Genomic DNA, 17,279 nt, shown 5'->3' with positions numbered 1-17,279 from the left:
CGTGGGCCGGCCTGAACGATAAGAGACATCATGCTACATTTCTCGCGCTGGCAGACCTTCTTCATCTGGCTCACGGTGGCGCTGGGCGTCGCATATGCCGCCCCGAACGTCATACCGTCCTCCTATCTGTCGTCCTTGCCGAGCTGGGCGCCGACGAGCCCGATGACGCTGGGCCTGGACCTGCAGGGCGGCTCGCACATACTCCTTCAGATCGACCGCGAGCAGCTCATCAGCGAGCGCCTCACCAGCACGCGCGACGACGTGCGGCGTCTGCTGCGCGATCAGAGGATCGGCTATACGGGTCTTTCGTCTTCCGGCCACTTCGTTCAGGTGCGCATACGCGATGCAGCCCAGGTGGAGGCCGCCAAGCAGGCGCTCGACGAACTGCTGCAGCCGGTCACCGGCGGACTTATGGGCACGAGCGCCATCCAGGAGTTGGAGTTGAGCGAACCCGAGCCCGGCCTCCTGCGGCTCACTCTGACGGATGAAGGGATCAGCTACCGGCTTGCCAGCGCGCTCACGCAATCCATCGAGGTGGTGAGCCGCCGTGTCAACGAGCTCGGCACGACCGAACCCGTCATCCAGCGCCAAGGGGACGACCGGATTCTCGTGCAGGTGCCGGGCCTGCAGGATCCGCAGCGCCTGAAGGATATCCTCGGCACGACGGCCAAGCTCACGTTCCAGATGGTCGACCAGTCGGTGCCCGTACAGGAGGCGCTGCAGGGGCGTCCGCCGGCCGGTACCACGGTCATGTATTCGCGCGACAACCCGCCCGTTCCCTTTCTCATCGAGGACCGGGTGATCGTTTCGGGCGAGAACCTCGTCGATGCCCAGACCGGCTTCGATCAGCTCACGAACCAGCCCGTCGTCACCTTCCGCTTCGACACGCGTGGCGCGACGCGGTTCGGCCAGGCCACACAGGAGAATGTCGGCCGCCTTTTCGCGATCATTCTTGACGGGCAGGTGATCTCAGCGCCGCGGATCAATGAGCCGATCCTCGGCGGAAGCGGCCAGATTTCGGGCAGTTTCACGGTTCAGAGCGCAAACGACCTCGCGGTCCTGCTGCGTGCCGGCGCACTGCCTGCGGATCTCAACATCGTGGAGGAGCGGACCGTCGGGCCGGGCCTCGGCCAGGATTCCATCGAGGCGGGCAAGATGGCGGCGATCATCGGCTCGATCCTCGTCGTCGTTTTCATGTTCGCCGCCTATGGCTTCCTCGGTCTGATCGCGAATCTTGCGCTCGTGGCCAATGTCGCCATGATCGTCGCGGTGCTTTCCGTGCTCGGCGCGACACTGACATTGCCCGGCATCGCCGGCATCGTGCTCACGATCGGCATGGCCGTCGATTCGAACGTTCTGATCTATGAGCGCATACGGGAGGAGAGGCGACTCGGGCGATCCGTGGTCCAGGCCTTCGATTCGGGCTTTCGAAAGGCCTTGGCCACCATCATCGATTCCAACATCACGACGCTGATCGCAGCCGTCGTCCTCTTCTTCCTCGGTTCGGGCCCCGTGCGCGGCTTCGCCGTGACGCTCGCCATCGGTATCGTGACGACGGTCTTCACCGCCTTCACCCTCACGCGCTGGCTGGTGGCCCAATGGCTGCGTCGCAACCGTCCCAAGGAACTGCCGCGCGGTTATATCCGCCTCGTGCCGGAGGTGACCCGCATCCCGTTCATGAAGGTGCGGCTGCAGGTCTTCGCCTTCTCGATGCTGCTTTGCATCGCCTCGGTGGCCCTGCTGGTTACGGTCAAGCCGAATTTCGGCATCGATTTTACCGGCGGGACCCTGATCGAGGTTCGGGCAAAGACTGGTGAAGCCGATATCGGCGACATACGCCAGCGGCTTTCGGCGGCAGGCATTGCCGACGCACAGGTGCAAAGCTTCGGCACCGAGACCGACGCCCTCATAAGGATAGGCACCGCCCCGGATGCAGGCGAGGAAGCCGGCAACATCCTGGTCCGCAATGCCCAGGACGCGCTTTTGGCGGATTACGACATCCGGCGCACGGAGCTTGTCGGCCCTACCGTCTCGAACGAACTCGCCTGGGCCGCCGTCATCGGCGTCTTTGCGGCGATGGGCGGCATCCTGGTCTATGTCTGGATTCGGTTCGAATGGCAGTTCGCCGTGGGCGCGATCATAGCCACGCTGAACGACATCATCCTCACACTTGGATTCATCACCATCACGCAGCTTCAGTTCGATCTTTCGACCGTGGCGGCAATTCTCACGATCGTGGGTTATTCGCTGAACGACACGGTCGTCATCTATGATCGCGTCCGCGAGAATCTCAGGCGTTACAAGAAGATGCCGCTTGGGCAGCTGCTCGATCTTTCGGACAACGAGATGCTGTCGCGCACGACGATGACATCGGTCACCACCTTCCTGGCGCTGCTCGCCCTGTTCATCTTCGGCGGGGAGGTCATCCGCTCCTTCGTGGCCTCGATGCTCTTCGGCATCTTCATCGGCACGTTCTCGTCGATCTTCGTCGCCGCGCCGAGCCTCGTCTTCTTCAAGCTGCGGCCGGTCAGCGGCCCGGTCGTGGAAACTGAGCCTGCCGCGGCCGATACGGACGCGGCAAGGCAGATCCCCACGCGGTGATGGCGGGCGGAGCGGAGATACGCGCGGCCCATTTCCCAGGCCGCGCGCCGATAGATGCCTATGGCAATGGCGGCTTCCGCTTTGCCGAGATGTCCCACCGTGGCTCGCTGCTGTGTCTACCGTCCGGCATCTATGGCTGGGAACCTGCGGACGTCGAGTCGCTGGAGCTAGAGGATTTCGGCCGCGCAATGGCGGAAACGTCCGAAATCCAGATCCTTCTGGTGGGAACGGGCGCGATGCTGAGGCCGTTGCCAGCCGGGCTGCGCGAGCAACTGAGGGGAGCGGGGTTGTCGGTGGAAACCATGTCGACCGGAGCAGCCGCGCGTACCTTCAACGTGCTTCTGGCGGAAGAAAGGGCCGTCGCCGCCGCCCTGATCGCCGTCGAATAACATGACACCGGCGCAAACCGAGGCAGGTCGTGTCGTCCGTGAGGCCGACATGGACCGCTATCTCGCGGCCCTCTACGCTCCGGTGGAAAAGCGCGGTGCCCTTTTTGCTCTCTATGCCTTCAATGCCGAAATCGCGGCCGTCCGGGACCGTGTGAGCCAGCCGCTCCCGGGAGAAATCCGCTTGCAATGGTGGCGAGACACGCTTGCCGGCACGGACACCATGGTGGAAGCCGCAGGGCACCCGGTGGCGGTCGCTCTTCTCGACGCCGTCCGCACCTACCGTCTTCCCCTGGAACCCTTCCAGAACATGATCGAGGCGCGGATCTTCGACCTTTATGACGACCCCATGCCGAGCCGGACCGACCTGGAGGGCTATTGCGGCGAGACCGCTTCGGCGCTGATCCAGCTTGCGGCTCTCGCCCTCGATCCGGATGCTGCGGCCAGAACTGCCGCGCTGGCCGGCCATGCCGGCTGTGCCCAGGCGATCACGGGGCTTCTGCGGCTGTTGCCAATCCATCGCCGGCGCGGCCAGTGCTATGTCCCGCTTGACCTTCTCCAGGCCGCGGGGACCACCCGCGACGGCCTCGTCTCGGGCGATGACCGCGCGGGCGCGGCGCGGGCCGTCTCCGCCATGGCCGCGCTTGGGCGGGAACATCTCGCCGCCTTCAAAGGCGGGGCAGGGGCGCTCCCCGCCACGCTGCGTCCGGCCTACCTGCCCCTGGCGCTTACCGGCGCCTATCTTGATCGCCTGCAGTCCGGCACCGTCGATCCGCTTGAAGAAAGCGCCATGCTTTCGATTCCACGCCGGCACTGGCTTCTTCTGAGGCATGCAATGCGCGGCTGGTAGTGCAATCCGGCGGAAGTTCCCGCATTTTCTTGCGCACACGCCCCATTTCCGCCCCTGTTTCTTTGCTCCATCGTGTCGTTTTCATTAGGTTCATTGCGATAGGGGGAGATTGACATGACCGCGTTGGCGGAATTGAAGACTGGTGGTACCGGCTGGCGGCACGTCATCCTCGAAATGCTCACCGGCCTGCGGGCGGCTCTTCTCCGCTTCCCCATTCCTGTCCTGTTTCTCGCCGCCGCGACGATACAGGCCCTTCTGCTGATCGCCGACATCCATCTCGTTCGTTTCGAGGCAGAGCCGGGCGAGCCCGAAGTGGATATCGTGTTCGGCTTGGCGGGCGGAGCTCTTGCGGCACTCGCCGCATGCCTTTTTGGCGAGACGCATGGCCTCTCTTCGCCGGTAAAGGCGGTGGCGGGACTTGCAGCCGGCATCGCGGCCGCAACGCTGCTCGCCTTCGCGGACACTTTTCTCGCGATCGAATGGACGCTGCTGAGCGCCCTCGTCGGCCTCGTCCTTGTCGCACCCTTCATCGGCCGCGGCACGAGCGGCTCCTTCTGGATGTTCTCGGCTCACGTCGCCTTCGCGGCGCTTCTCGGCATATTGGCCCTGCTGCTCTTCGCCGGCGGGATCTCGGCCATCCTGGCGAGCCTCACCGTCCTGTTCGGCCTGACGGTGCCTGACGATCTCTACAGCTATGTCTGGACCTTCACCGGCCTATTCGCCGCCCCGTTGTTTGCCATGGGACAGTTCCCGGACGGGTTCGACGAGCAGCCGAACCAGGTACTGGCCGGCTTCATGGATCGCGGCATGCGGGCCCTGGGCGATTTCGTCGCCGCGCCCCTCCTGATCGTCTATGCGGTCATCCTGCATCTCTATGCGCTGAAGATCGTGGTGACCGGAGAGGTGCCCGAGGGGCAGATCGGCTGGCTCGTGCTCGTCTACGGCCTGTGCATCTTCGGCGCGCTCCTCGTGGTCAACCCGTTCTTCGACCGGGCCCGCGCGCCGACGCGCCTTTTCCTGCGTCTATGGCCGTTCTTCCTGCCGATACCGCTTGTGCTCTTGTTTTATGCCCTTGGCGTGAGGATCGGCGCCTATGGCGTGACGCCGGAACGCTATCTGCTCGGGCTTTTCGGCCTGGTGACTGCCGCTATCCTGGCCGTTCAGCTTTTACCCCGTCTGCGCGGCGACATCCGTGTGATCGCCGGGATCCCGATCGCCGCCCTTATCCTCGGCAGCTTCGGGCCGCAGGGTGCCGTGGGCGTTTCCCTTTCGAGCCAGGCTGGCCGCTTCCTTGCAATCGCAAGGAACCCGCCGGTCGAAGGAAACCGCCATGAGGAAGCGCTGGCTGCGTTGCGGTTTCTCGACAGCCACAGGGCTCTCGCACGCGTGGCGCCGGAAGGGACCGCTATATCCTACGAAGCGGGTGGAGGTTACAGGGCGACGGCGCTGGCCTGGGGGCTCGATCCTTCGAAAGCCGCTGCGGGACCGAGAGGAATCACATTCGTCGAGGGCTCCGGCCCGACGGTTTCCATGGTGGCGGGATTCGATGTGATCGTGCAGAACCTGCAATTGGCGATAAACGAAGATTCTGCCGTTTCGGCGGACCTGCCTTCCGGAACCAAGCTCACCTTCACCCTGGAGCCGGACGCGGTGATCATCGCGAGAGGCGAGGAGCGGACGCGCTTCCCCATAGGGCAGCAAGAGATCGAGCGGATCGCGCGCGAGGATCATGGCAACAAGGTCGAGATCCGACTTGAGTCGAGCGGTCGCAGGGTCCTCGTCCTGCCGTCCTACCTCTATGCGGATATCGGAGAGCCCTCGAAGCTGCAGAATCTCCAGGGCACGGTCCTGCTTCGGGCCGAGGACTGGCGTTGACTACTCGGCAGCGGCGCGCGTGGCCAGACCCAGCCATGCGCTGCAGTCCGCGAGTGCACGCGCCGTGATCGCGCGCTTCTTGGCGATCGTCTTTTCCTTTCCGCGCAGGCGCTTGCCTTCCGATCTGGGCGCCTCCACGGGCGGAAAGAGACCGAAATTCACGTTCATCGGCTGGAAGGAACGCTTTCCCGGCTCGTCCGCCGAGAGGATATGGCCGCCGGTGATGTGGTTGATGAGCGCGCCGAAGGCCGTTGTCGGTGGCGGAGGCGTGATGGCGCGGCCCGATCGTGCCGCAGCCGCGAACCGGCCCGCCATCAGGCCCATCGCAGCGCTCTCCACATAGCCTTCGCAACCGGTGATCTGGCCGGCGAAGCGCAGGCCGTGCCGCGATTTCAACTGAAGTGTCCCGTCCAGCAGGACAGGGGAATTGATATAGGTGTTTCGGTGCAGGCCGCCGAGCCGGGCGAACTCCGCGTTCTCCAGCCCGGGGATCATGCGGAAGATGCGCGCCTGCTCGCCATATTTCAGTTTCGTCTGGAAGCCCACGATGTTGTAGAGCGTGCCCAGCGCGTTGTCCTGGCGCAGTTGCACCACGGCGTAGGGCTTTTCATCCGGCTTGTGCGCATTGGTGAGGCCCATGGGCTTCATCGGCCCGTGGCGCAGGGTTTCCGGCCCGCGCTCCGCCATCACCTCGATGGGAAGGCAGCCGTCGAAATAGGGCGTGCCCTCCCACTCCTTGAATGCCGTCTTCTCTCCGTCGAGCAGCGCCTGGATGAAGGCCTCATATTCAGCCTTGTCCATCGGACAATTGATATAGTCCTTGCCCGTGCCCCCCGGCCCCGTCTTGTCGTAACGGGACTGGAACCAGCAGACATTCATGTCGATGGTGTCGAAATGGACGATCGGCGCGATGGCATCGAAGAATGCGAGCGCCTCCGCGCCGGTGGCCGCGCGGATCGCCTCGGCGAGCGAAGGGGCGGTGAGGGGGCCGGTGGCGATGATGGCCTGGTCCCATTCGACCGGTGGCAGACCGGAAACCTCTTCGCGCACGATCGTGATCAGCGGGTGTTCTTCGAGAAAGCGCGTCACTGCCTGCGAGAAGCCCTCGCGGTCGACCGCGAGCGCGCCGCCGGCCGGCACCTGGTTCGCATCGCCGGCGCGCATGATCAGCGAGCCGGCAAGCCGCATCTCGGCGTGCAGCAGGCCGACAGCATTCGTCTCGGCGTCGTCCGAGCGGAACGAGTTGGAGCACACGAGCTCGGCGAGCCCGTCGGTCTTGTGCGCATCGGTCCCGCGCACGGGCCGCATCTCGTGCAGGATCACCGGTACGCCGGCTTCCGCCGCCTGCCATGCAGCTTCCGAACCCGCGAGCCCGCCTCCGATCACATGAATAGGTGCCTTGTCCATGGCCCGGAAATAGGTCGAAGCGGGAACCAATGCAACGAAAACCGGCGCTCGCGCGTCTTATGCCGTGAAACGGCAGTGAGGGCGGGTTTGATCGGGTCGACCACGGAGAGGCTTGCGCAAATGCAGCGGCGTATGCCCGCCCTGCTGCTTTTTCTGCTCGCTCCCTGCATGCCGGCTGGAAGCCAGGAGACGCAGCCGTGGATCGACATCTGCAGCGGCTATGGCTGCAACTACCGGACACGCCTGATGATCGATGCCGGAACGGTCCGCGATCTGGCTGGAATCATGCCAAAAGGTGCCACCTCCGCAAGGGCCGAGCGTGCCGCGATCGCGAAAGCGGTGCAATATTTCGAGCGCCGCTCGACACAGGCGATCGGGGTGGCCGATGCGCCCAAGGGAACATTCGCCGGCGGGCGTGTGAAAGGGCAGATGGACTGCATCGACGAATCGACCAACACGAGATCGCTCCTGATGCTGCTCGCGGACTCGGGGCTTCTGCGGCATCACCGGGTCGAGCCGAATACATCCCGCGGCGTGTTCCTGGACGGCAGATATCCGCACTTCACCGCCGTCATCCGCGACGGCGGCGGAATGCGCTGGGCTATCGATAGCTGGTATGAGCCCGCTGGCGGTCCGCCGGACATCATGCCCCTGGCCGAGTGGCGCAAGCGGGGTGTCGGGGGAGAGCGTTAGTGGAGAGTGCTGCACATAAAACAACACCCGCCGGGGGAGGAGGTCCGGCGGGTGTCGTTTTGATCGACCGGCGATCGGGAGGAGGAGATTGCCGGTCGTTATCCGTCAGGATTGGGAGGAGGTAATCCTGACGAAACTCTTGTCTACGTTAGACCGACTTGCGGGCCACGTAGGGAATATCGCCGCGGGCGATGCCCAGGTCGCTGAGCTCGCGGGTGGAGAGGCGGCTCAGCTCGTTGACTGTCTGCCGGTAGCGGCGCCAGTTACGATAATTGCGGATCAGGTTCATTGTCTTGCTCGCTTTGTTCGCTTGGTTCGTCCAACCTTGTGACCCCTAGATAGTCGGGGTCGACGCCCAGCGGTAGTGCGAATGTTGCATGGCAGCAATGCATGTTGTGCAATGCACCATAATGCCGCCACAAGCCTGTCCAAATGCGGTTGCGGCCCCGCCATCTTTCTTGACGAAACGTCGTTGCCGCGCGCTGCCTCTCATTGTCCCGATGGAACCGGGAAGTCGTGTTGTCCTGCGCCTGTGCCGAAAAAGCCCGTTACGGGCAAATTTCCTTTGATAGGCGGAGCCCAAATGATATAGAACCCCGCGCTTTCGAGGGCGCCGGCCTTTCGGAAAGCGGGTGTGGTGGAACTGGTAGACACGCCAGATTTAGGTTCTGGTGGCGAAAGCCGTGGGGGTTCAAGTCCCTCCACCCGCACCAGGCCACCCCTGGACACGGATTTTCGGCAGGCTGGGCGGCGAGGTGCCTCCGAGCCGCCGGCACGAGTGAACATAAAGGTTTGATGAATGCAGGTTAGCGAGACGCTCAATTCCGGTCTTAAGCGCGAGATCAAGGTCACCGTGCCGGCCGAGGATATGGAAGCCCGCCTCACGGCGCGCCTGGAGGATGCCAAGAACAAGGTGCGGCTCAAGGGCTTCCGCCCGGGCAAGGTGCCGCTGCAGCATCTGCGCCGCATGTATGGCAAGTCCTTCATGGCCGAGGTGGTGAACGAGATCCTCAACGATTCCTCTCGCACCATCATTTCCGAGCGCGGCGAGAAGCCCGCCATGCAGCCGGAAATCTCCATGACGGAGGACGAGAAGGAGGCCGAGAAGGTGCTCGCCGGCGCGGCGGATTTCGAGTTCTCGATGTCCTACGAGGTGATTCCGCCGATCGAGATCAAGGACTTCTCCAACATCAAGATCACCCGGCCGGTCTACGACGTGCCGGAGGAGGAGGTGGAGGAACAGGTCAAGCGCGTGGCCGACTCCGTGCGCACCTACGAGCCCAAGAAGGGCAAGGCGGAGAAGGGGGACAAGGTCACGCTGGACTATTCGGGCAAGCTGGACGGGGAACCCTTCGAGGGCGGGTCCGCCACCGATTCCGAGGTCGTGATCGGCCATGGCCAGTTCATCCCCGGCTTCGAGGAGGAACTGACCGGCCTGAAGGCGGGCGACACCAAGTCATTCAAGATCACCTTCCCCGAATCCTATGCGGCCGAGCATCTGGCCGGCAAGGAAGCCGAGTTCGAAGTGACCGTGAAGCAGGTGGCCTCGGCCGAGGAGCTCACCATCGATGACGAGCTCGCCAAGAAGCTCGGCCTGGAATCGGCCGACAAGCTGCGCGAGATCATCCGCGGGCAGCTCGAGAGCCAGTTCGGCCAGATGACGCGGCAGAAGGCCAAGCGGCAGCTTCTCGATGCGCTCGACGAGACCTACAAGTTCGAGGCGCCGTCCAAGCTTGTTCAGGCCGAGTTCGACAATATCTGGTCGCAGGTGACGCGTGACCTCGAGTCCGCCGGCCGCACCTTCGAGGATGAAGATACCACCGAGGAGGAGGCGCGCGCGGAATATCAGCGCCTTGCCGAACGCCGGGTGCGCCTCGGCCTCGTTCTGGCGCAGATCGGCGAAGAGGCGAACGTCCAGGTCTCCGATGACGAGATGCAGCGCGCGCTGATCGATTCGATCCGCCGCTATCCCGCGAACCAGCAGCAGGAGATCTACGAATTCTATCGCCAGAACCCGCAGGCGCTCGCCTCGGTCCGCGCCCCTCTCTTCGAGGAGAAGGTCGTCGATCAGCTCCTGTCGCAGGTCGACGTGACGGACAAGAAGGTGAGCCGCGAGGAACTCCTGGCCGAGGAAGAGGAAGGCGAGGAAAAAAAGCCGAAGGAAACGGCCAAGAAGAAGGCCGCACCCAAGAAGAAGGCCGCCAAGAAGGACGACGCCGAGTAAGCCTCGCTGAGACGGTTTCCCCCTGAAAACCCCCGGCCGTGAGCCGGGGGTTTTTATTACCGGACGCTTTTATGCAGGCTGCAGCCGGGTGCGCGCCAGCGGCGGGAAGCCGAGGGCGATACCGACGGCGCCCAGCCCCACGATGGCCGAACCGATGAAGAGCCAGGCATAGCTCTGGAACGTGTCGAACACCCAGCCGCCGGCGAGCGGTCCGAAGGCCATTCCCAGGCTCGATAGCATGGTGGCCGCGCCAAACACGGTGCCCAGGATGCGCTGCCCGAAATACTCGCGGGCAAGCACCGCATAAAGCGGCATCACGCCGCCATAGACGGCGCCGAATAGAACGGCGAGCGCATAGAAGGCCTCAAGCCTGCTCACGAAAAGATAGGCTGCGATCGCGAGTGCCTGCACCATCAGGCCTGTGACCAGCACCTGCTTGACGCCGAGGCGGTCCGCCATCACGCCGAAGAGGAGCCGCCCTCCCAGTCCCGCGAGCCCCTCGACGCTGTAGATGCTCACGGCCGCCATCGGGGCGATGCCGCAGACCATCGCATAGCTCACCATATGGAAGATCGGGCCGGAATGGGCCGCGCAGCAGGCGAAGAAGGTGAAGCCGAGAACGAGGAACTGCGGTGAGCGCAATGCCTGCATGACCGACATTCCGCTGTTCCCGGCAGAAAGCCCGGATGCGGCTTCGCTGGCGGCGGGAGCCGGCGGACGGCGGACGAGCAGAGCCGTTGGCAGAAGCAGCGTCCAGGCCAGGATGCCGATGGCGAACATGGCCGTACGCCAGTCATAGGCGGAGATCAGCCAACGCGCGAGGGGCGAGATCGTCATCGGCGCGACGCCCATCCCGGCCGATACCAGAGAAACGGCAAGTCCGCGGTTCTCTTCGAACCAGGCGGTGGTGGCGGCGATCATTGGCGCGAAGAAGGCGCTCGCGGACAGGCCGACGAGGACCCCGTAGGTCAATTGGAATTCGAGCAGCGAGGTGGCCCGGCTGGAAAGCACCAGCGCAAGCCCCAGCAGCATGGCGCCTGCCAGAACGACGATGCGGGCGCCGAAACGGTCGCTCGCCGCGCCCCAGGCGAAGCCCCCGAGCCCCATGACGATGAAATTGAGCGTCATGGCGCTCGATATCCCGGCGCGGGACCAAAGCGTGTCCGTGCCGATCGGCTCCAGGAAGATCGCCAGCGAGAACATCGTCCCGACGGCAACGCAGCCCATCAGCGCGCCTGCGCCGACGATCACCCAACGATAGGAATGGCTCATCTGATTGTCCTCTCCACCACGACATCATGCCGTCGCAGGGAGGAAACATGTCCATACCCGCCGGACGGCTGCACGGAGGACGGACCATCCCATCCGGGGCCGACATTTTGCGTGGCGCTTTTTTTGATGGGCCGAGAGGAGCTACAGAAGCTTGCCGAGGCTTTGCCCTGCGGTCATGAATTTCTGCGGATTGACGGGCACGCCGCCCTTGCGCACCTCGTAATGAAGATGCGGGCCGGTGGAGCGCCCGCTGCTTCCGACGCGGCCGATGACCTCGCCATCGCTGACCTTGTCCCCCTTACGAACCAGCATCCCGCTCAAATGGGCATAGCGGGTACGCATGCCGTCGCCGTGATCGATTTCGATCATGCGGCCATAGCCGCCGTTCCAGCCCGCTTCGACGATCGTTCCGGCAGCGGCCGCGCGCACGGGAGAACCCGGCGCGGCGCGCAAGTCCAGGCCGGGATGATAGGCGGGGCGTCCGAGAAGCGGATCCCGGCGCATCCCGAAACCGCTGGTGACGGCGGCTCCCGGTACGGGCGAGATGATGGGGAGGCGACGCACGGTGCGCTTCACGCTCTCAAGCCGATCGAGCGCCTCTTCCAGTTCCCGCACCCGTTCTTCAAACGGTGTGCCGCCCATTGCCGCGATCAGTGGCCCGCCGGCACCTTCTTCGCCATGTCGGCCGGCCATCTCGATTCCGGCTGCCTCCAGTGCGCTGCCGATGGCCTCCACGGTCTGGTAGGTTTCGTCGGCAAGCCTGCCGATCTCTGCCGTCTGCTCCGTTTCCAGATCGCGCAATGAGCGGTCGAGGGCATGGAAAAGCGCGTCCGTGCGCCCGGCCTCTCCTCCGCCTCGGATCGGCCAATGGATATTCGGCGCCGCGCTGCCGGCAAAAGCGCTGCCCGTGATCGCGGCATGGTCGATCTCGTCTTCATCGATCGAGGCACGGACCTCCGGGCGCGGCGTGGGGAAGGGGATGGGCTCCCCCGTCGCTCTCAGGTCTTCGGCGCGTTCCAGAACGGGGCCGAGCCAGCTGTGCCGCTCGGAAAGGCGCTCCTGTCTTTCGAGCAGTTCCGTTATGCGGCGCTGCAAGCTTTCCTGTTCCGCGGTCTGCCGACTGGTGAGGCGTTCGATCTCCGCCTCGAGTGCGAAGATCCGATTCTCATAGGTTTCCTGCAGGCGCGCGCGGTGCGCGGCCGCTTTCCCGATGAAGTCGTCACGCACCACAAGATAGAGGCAGGTAGCCGCCAGCAGTGCGACCAGCGCGCCTGAAGCCAACACCATCCATGGCCGCGTGGTGAAATAGCGAAACTCATCGCCGCGAGCGACGATAATGGTCGTGGGGAGGTGGAGCTGCCGAAGAAATCGCCCAGCACATGTTTCCAGCCTCACGGGTCGACCGCCTGTTCCCTGTGTCTCGATGCGGCTGATTACACAATCTTAGGGTTAACAAAGGGTTGTGTGGAGCCGGGCGGTCTTATGTGCCGGGAGCCGCGAGCGCCCGGGCGGCCCTGAGAACCGCGTCCAGATGGCCCTTGAGCCGCACCTTGCGCCAGACTTCCGCGACGCGGCCGTCGGGTGCGATCAGAAAGGTGCTGCGCTCCACGCCCATATAGGTGCGGCCATACATGCTCTTTTCCGTCCACACGCCGTAGTCCTGCACGACCTTCTTTTCGGGATCGGCCAGAAGGTCGATCGCAAGGTCGTGCTTGGCCCTGAACTTGTCGTGGCTCTTCAGCGTATCGGGCGAAAGGCCGATGACCGGAATCCCGAGTGCGTCGAACTCGCCTTTCCGGGCCGAGAACTCGATGGCCTGTGCCGTGCAGGTGCTCGTGTCGTCCTTTGGATAGAAGTAGAGCACGACCGGCTTGCCACGGAGGTCAGACAACCGAAATGTGCGCCCGCCATCCTGCTGCAGTTCGAAATCGGGCGCCATATCGCCCTTGTCCGGTACGGCCATTTTCCTACCCTTCTTTTGTGTTTAGGCGCAAATTCAACAAAGTGTTGGAATTCTAGGACGGCTGGGCCCATCCTGCGGACGGGCCCGACTATAATCTTTGAAGCGGATTCGCCAAAATCGGTCCAGACTTTGACGGGAACATTGGTGGCGCACGAAACAGGCGATCATGAAAAGGTGCGCTTCCGGCGGGAAGAGATCGCCCCCCTGGGGAGCTTCCCGTCCGCCTGCCTTCGGCCGCCTTCCATCTGCCGCGCAAAGCGATCGCGTCTGTGGCGCTGGCTGGCACGACCGGCAGCCGCCCTCATGCTTTTGGTCCTGCTCCTCGGCGGGGGGCTCTATGCCGTCGGCGTCGACGCGATCGGCAATGAGAGGCTGAGGCTTCAGGCCGAAAGAGCCATCGAGAGCCTGGTGGGTGTCGATGTGGACGTCTCGATCGGCGACCTCCGGCTCGGCCTGGGCAGGTCGAGCCTCTTTGCGCTCGAAGTGCATGATGCGCGCATCGTGCGGGCAAGCGACAAGGCGCCCATCGCCAATGCCGGCCTGCTGCGTTTCGGCTTGCGGGCCATACCGCTGCTCAGCGGCAAGATCGAGCTTGCCCGCGTCGCCATGGCGGACGCCCAGCTGACGCCGGCCGAGATGTCGGCGGGGAGCGGGCCGAACCTCACGGCGCTGCTCACACGGCCTGCCGCGATCAGCCCCGACGATCTGAGCGGCGCCGTCTTCAATGCGATCGAGCGCGCCTTCGAGATCACGCGCGGGGCCGGCCTGTCCAGCGTCAGCCTGTCCAATATCGGATTCCTGGCCGGTGGGGAGACGATCCCCGGCCTTCTCGTCGACGGCCTCGACATCACGCGGGAAAGCGACACGGACATCCATCTGGAAGGTGCCGCCCACTATCGTGGCCGAAGCCTTTCCTTCGAGGGCACCGCCGCGCGTGATCCGGGCACGAACAGGATCTCCGCCCTCTCCATGACAATATCGGCGCCGGATGAAAGCGGCGGGCCCCATGCGCCGAACGGCTTCATCCGCTCCATGGGCGCGTTCGAGCTCGCGCTCTCCGGCAGGGCAGCCGGCGGAGAAGGACCGGGCTTCCTGCGCATCGACGTTCAGGCAGGCCGGATGCTGCTCGGCTTCGGAGAGGACGAAATCCCCCTCGACAATGCGGCGGTTTCCGTGGCCGCGGCCGCCGGCGACAAGGTCTTCTCGGTGACGGGAGCCAGGCTCGAATCCGGGCGCACACATATGAATTTCGAGGGCACTTTCGGTCCGGAAAGCGGGCCTGAGGGATTGGCGGTCTATCGGGTCGACCTCGTGTCGCGCAATTCCGTGCTTGCGCCGGCGGATTCCCCGGAACCACCGCTTCCGTTCGCCGTCAGGGTCGCGGGCCGGCTCGATCCGGCTGCCATGCGTTTCTCGGCCGATCCGATCGAGGTCCGCACGACAGGGGGTGAGCTGAAGGGCAGCTTCGCGCTCACGCTGGAAGAGGGCAAATCGCCCGGCCTGCGGCTCGCGCTGCAGGTGGGCAGCATGCCCACGGCCCATGTGAAGCAGTTCTGGCCATGGTTTGCAGCCCCGGGCGCGCGCAACTGGACGCTCGAGAACGTGTTCGGCGGGACGGTGCGCGAGAGCGGCCTGACGCTCGAGGTTCCGCCTGGCCGGCTCGGCAACGGCGTTCCGCTCGGCCCCGACGAGGTCTTCGGCCATTTCGCGCTGTCCGATACGCGCTTCAACATCGCCGGCGACCTTCCGCCGGTACGCGACGGCAACGGCTCCGTCGATTTCGCAGGCACGGATGTGAAGGTCGGCCTCGCTTCGGGGCGGGTCTATATGGAGAGCGGCCGGACGCTCGACGCCAAGAACGGCACGCTCATCATCGACGCCTCGCGGGAGCACCGCCGCATCGGCAAGCTGGAGATCGATGTCGCCGGCGAGGCGCCGGCAATCCTGCAATTCGTCTCCTACCGGCCGATCGCAGCCTCCCGCTTCCATGACTTCAAGCCGCAGGACCTCAGCGGAGAGATGTCCGGTCATGTCAGCACCGACATTCCCCTGAAAGCGGACATCCCGCTGGACAGCCTCGACTGGCAGGTGGCGCTCGATTACGAAAGCCTTTCCATCGCCAAGCCCATCGAGGGGCAGCACGTCACGGACGCGAAGGGACGCCTGCTGGTCGATCCCGGCCGGGCCGAGTTCTCGGCTGCCGCCAAGCTCGACGGCATCCCCGCCGACCTGCATATCGTGGAGCCCTTCGGCGCGGCGGCGGAGCGCGTGCGACACGTCGAACTGAAGATGGACGACGCTTCCCGCGACAAGCTCCTTCCGGGGCTTGGGACCCTGGTCTCCGGACCTTTTACCGTGGTCTACGACAACAGCGGCCCGGACGAGCGCGACAGGATCAGCGTCAAGCTGGACACGGCGCGGCTGGAGATACCGTGGATCGGCTGGCGCAAGGGGGCCGGAATCCCGGCAACCGCCGATTTCCTGATGGATCGTGACGGCGACACCATCCAGCTCTCCGATTTCTCGCTCCGGGGCGAGAGCTTTTCCCTCGCCGGACAGGTGCGGCTGGAGGGCGGCCGACTGCAGGAGGCCCGCTTCCAGAAGGCGCGATTCAATCGTGGCGACGATTTCGCAGCGACGATCCGCAGGAATGGCAACGCCTATTCCGTTTCGGTGGACGGCGCCGCATTCGATGCGCGCGGGCTCATCAAGGAAGTGCTGAGCGAACACGGGGAATCGGAAGGCGAGGGCGCCGGAGGCGACGCCACACCGGTGACCGTGAAGGCCTCGCTCGCGCAGGTGGACGGCTTCCACGGCGAGACGCTTGCCCAGGTCGAGCTTGCCTATTCGAACAGCGGCAGGAAGCCGGACGAACTGACCCTGGCCGGCGCGACCACGTCCCATGGCGGCGTAAAGGTGGCCAAGACATCCCATGAGGCGGCGACGACGGTCCATGTCTCGTCCAGCAATGCCGGGGCGGTGTTCCGGTTCCTCGATCTCTACGAGCATATGGAAGGGGGGCAGCTCACGCTGGCGCTCCAGGGCGCGGACAATGAGAACCTGTCCGGACAGATCGACATCCGGGACTTCTGGATCGTCGACGAACCGCGGATGCGCTCCCTGGTGGCGGCCACCAAGGAGAAGGGCCGGCTAGACACCACGCGCGTGCATTTCGAGCGGGGTGCGGCCGCGTTGGCGAAGGCTCGCGGGAGCCTCGGCATTGTCGATGGCGTGCTGCGCGGGCCCGTGATCGGTTCCACCTTCCAGGGCACGCTCTACGATCCCAACGACCAGATGGACATTACCGGCACGTTCATGCCGATCTACGGCGTGAACCGCATCTTCGGGGAGCTTCCGCTGATCGGGCAGATCCTCGGCAACGGGCGCGACCGGGGCCTGATCGGCATCACCTACCGGCTGAGCGGCGCGGTGGAAGAGCCGAGGCTCGAGGTGAACCCGCTTTCGGCCGTCGCGCCCGGATTCCTGCGCGAGATCTTCGAGTTCCGTTGAGCCGGTAACCTCGAATATCCACCTGCGCTTCACCGAAGGGCAGGACGCGCGTCTCGCCGTTGCCACGCCCGGTTTGCACCGTCTGGCCATTGTCAAAGACCTTGGGAAGCGGGGCGCACTGTTCACGCCACAAAATTAAAAAAGGCGCTCCCAATGCGCCCCGCCGGAGTCTGTCCCGACCTCGGCCGGTCACTCGGACCCTTCTCCTTCCCGGCTGCACCCAATGAAGGGGGTGGTCTTGGCCGGGCCGAAGGAGAGCCCTAGCGGCTTCTCCGCGGTTTCCGCGATGCCGTCTCTCACCCAGCATCCGTTTTTCCGAGATGCTGTCTCTGACCCAGCACCCCGGCACCGCCGGCCTGTCGCGGGCCCTCGGATCCCCAGGTTCCGATCCTGGGGAGGGAGGTTTCCGCCGCCCTCCCGAACACCCGGTGCGCATCCGGTTCCCGCGAGAGCGATGGGGAAAGAATAATACGAGCTGAGAGGGTGGGGAGAAAAAGA

General features: G+C 64.6%; 12 protein-coding genes and 1 tRNA gene. 8 read left to right on the top strand and 5 right to left on the bottom strand.

The features are described 5' to 3' along the window. The first annotated feature begins 30 nt into the window (after nucleotides 1-30). The 4 genes from secDF (at nucleotide 31) to PVE73_RS14375 (ending at nucleotide 5,712) form a co-directional block, all read left to right on the top strand. Entirely contained in the window at nucleotides 31-2,601 is a 2,571-nt protein-coding gene (secDF, locus tag PVE73_RS14390) for a protein translocase subunit SecDF (RefSeq protein ID WP_277362910.1), read from the top strand. Next, nucleotides 2,601-2,990: an Mth938-like domain-containing protein gene (locus tag PVE73_RS14385; protein WP_277362909.1), complete on the top strand. Its 390-nt coding sequence runs from the start codon at nucleotides 2,601-2,603 to the stop codon at nucleotides 2,988-2,990. Before secDF ends, PVE73_RS14385 begins: the two co-directional genes overlap by 1 nt. Nucleotides 2,991-3,039: 49 nt before the next feature. Further along, on the top strand, nucleotides 3,040-3,837 hold the full coding sequence (locus tag PVE73_RS14380; protein WP_277362908.1) for a phytoene/squalene synthase family protein: 798 nt from the start codon (nucleotides 3,040-3,042) through the stop codon (nucleotides 3,835-3,837). A gap of 114 nt (nucleotides 3,838-3,951) precedes the next feature. Then, the gene (locus tag PVE73_RS14375; RefSeq protein WP_277362907.1) at nucleotides 3,952-5,712 is read left to right on the top strand and encodes a DUF4153 domain-containing protein; all 1,761 of its coding nucleotides are present in this window, start codon (nucleotides 3,952-3,954) and stop codon (nucleotides 5,710-5,712) included. On the opposite strand, the gene trmFO is transcribed toward PVE73_RS14375, so the two are convergent. Then, a complete protein-coding gene (gene trmFO / locus PVE73_RS14370) occupies nucleotides 5,713-7,119 on the bottom strand; it encodes a methylenetetrahydrofolate--tRNA-(uracil(54)-C(5))-methyltransferase (FADH(2)-oxidizing) TrmFO (protein WP_277362906.1) in 1,407 nt (468 codons plus the stop codon). A 120-nt stretch (nucleotides 7,120-7,239) separates the two neighbouring features. Between trmFO and PVE73_RS14365 the strand changes: the two genes are divergently transcribed. Then, the gene (locus PVE73_RS14365; RefSeq protein WP_277362905.1) at nucleotides 7,240-7,812 is read left to right on the top strand and encodes a hypothetical protein; all 573 of its coding nucleotides are present in this window, start codon (nucleotides 7,240-7,242) and stop codon (nucleotides 7,810-7,812) included. Between the two features lie 148 nt (nucleotides 7,813-7,960). Here PVE73_RS14365 and PVE73_RS14360 read toward each other — a convergent pair whose 3' ends face one another. Then, nucleotides 7,961-8,101: a DUF1127 domain-containing protein gene (locus PVE73_RS14360; RefSeq protein WP_277362904.1), complete on the bottom strand. Its 141-nt coding sequence runs from the start codon at nucleotides 8,099-8,101 to the stop codon at nucleotides 7,961-7,963. A 339-nt stretch (nucleotides 8,102-8,440) separates the two neighbouring features. Between PVE73_RS14360 and PVE73_RS14355 the strand changes: the two genes are divergently transcribed. Next, nucleotides 8,441-8,525, top strand: a tRNA-Leu gene (locus tag PVE73_RS14355). A gap of 86 nt (nucleotides 8,526-8,611) precedes the next feature. Continuing rightward, nucleotides 8,612-10,036 (top strand): trigger factor, encoded by a 1,425-nt coding sequence (gene tig / locus PVE73_RS14350; RefSeq protein ID WP_277362903.1) that lies wholly within the window; start codon nucleotides 8,612-8,614, stop codon nucleotides 10,034-10,036. Nucleotides 10,037-10,105: 69 nt separating this feature from the next. Here tig and PVE73_RS14345 read toward each other — a convergent pair whose 3' ends face one another. The 3 genes from PVE73_RS14345 to PVE73_RS14335 all read right to left on the bottom strand — a co-directional run bounded on the left by PVE73_RS14345 (nucleotide 10,106) and on the right by PVE73_RS14335 (nucleotide 13,271). After that, entirely contained in the window at nucleotides 10,106-11,308 is a 1,203-nt protein-coding gene (locus tag PVE73_RS14345) for an MFS transporter (protein WP_277362902.1), read from the bottom strand. A gap of 141 nt (nucleotides 11,309-11,449) precedes the next feature. After that, complete coding sequence (locus tag PVE73_RS14340) at nucleotides 11,450-12,595, bottom strand: peptidoglycan DD-metalloendopeptidase family protein (protein WP_277362901.1); 1,146 nt, start codon at nucleotides 12,593-12,595, stop codon at nucleotides 11,450-11,452. Nucleotides 12,596-12,788: 193 nt separating this feature from the next. Continuing rightward, on the bottom strand, nucleotides 12,789-13,271 hold the full coding sequence (locus PVE73_RS14335) for a peroxiredoxin (protein WP_277362900.1): 483 nt from the start codon (nucleotides 13,269-13,271) through the stop codon (nucleotides 12,789-12,791). 144 nt (nucleotides 13,272-13,415) lie between these two features. On the opposite strand from PVE73_RS14335, the gene PVE73_RS14330 reads away from it, so the two are divergent. Beyond that, nucleotides 13,416-16,781 carry a DUF3971 domain-containing protein gene (locus PVE73_RS14330; protein ID WP_277362899.1) on the top strand — a complete coding sequence of 1,122 codons (3,366 nt, stop codon included), beginning with the start codon at nucleotides 13,416-13,418 and terminating at the stop codon, nucleotides 16,779-16,781. Nucleotides 16,782-17,279 lie beyond the last annotated feature (498 nt).

The organism is Chelativorans sp. AA-79, assembly GCF_029457495.1.
In the GTDB taxonomy this organism is placed as follows: Bacteria; Pseudomonadota; Alphaproteobacteria; order Rhizobiales; family Rhizobiaceae; genus Chelativorans.
Note: the sequence above shows the minus strand (reverse complement) of the source record. Positions and strands in the feature narration are given on the sequence as shown.

Coding starts and splice junctions, on each gene's coding strand:
- PVE73_RS14375 (WP_277362907.1), top strand. CDS start 3,952: ATGACCGCGTTGGCGGAATTGAAGACTGGTGGTACCGGCTGGCGGCAC.
- secDF (WP_277362910.1), top strand. CDS start 31: ATGCTACATTTCTCGCGCTGGCAGACCTTCTTCATCTGGCTCACGGTG.
- PVE73_RS14335 (WP_277362900.1), bottom strand. CDS start 13,271: ATGGCCGTACCGGACAAGGGCGATATGGCGCCCGATTTCGAACTGCAG.
- PVE73_RS14380 (WP_277362908.1), top strand. CDS start 3,040: ATGGACCGCTATCTCGCGGCCCTCTACGCTCCGGTGGAAAAGCGCGGT.
- PVE73_RS14340 (WP_277362901.1), bottom strand. CDS start 12,595: ATGGTGTTGGCTTCAGGCGCGCTGGTCGCACTGCTGGCGGCTACCTGC.
- trmFO (WP_277362906.1), bottom strand. CDS start 7,119: ATGGACAAGGCACCTATTCATGTGATCGGAGGCGGGCTCGCGGGTTCG.
- PVE73_RS14360 (WP_277362904.1), bottom strand. CDS start 8,101: ATGAACCTGATCCGCAATTATCGTAACTGGCGCCGCTACCGGCAGACA.
- PVE73_RS14365 (WP_277362905.1), top strand. CDS start 7,240: ATGCAGCGGCGTATGCCCGCCCTGCTGCTTTTTCTGCTCGCTCCCTGC.
- PVE73_RS14385 (WP_277362909.1), top strand. CDS start 2,601: ATGGCGGGCGGAGCGGAGATACGCGCGGCCCATTTCCCAGGCCGCGCG.
- PVE73_RS14345 (WP_277362902.1), bottom strand. CDS start 11,308: ATGAGCCATTCCTATCGTTGGGTGATCGTCGGCGCAGGCGCGCTGATG.
- tig (WP_277362903.1), top strand. CDS start 8,612: ATGCAGGTTAGCGAGACGCTCAATTCCGGTCTTAAGCGCGAGATCAAG.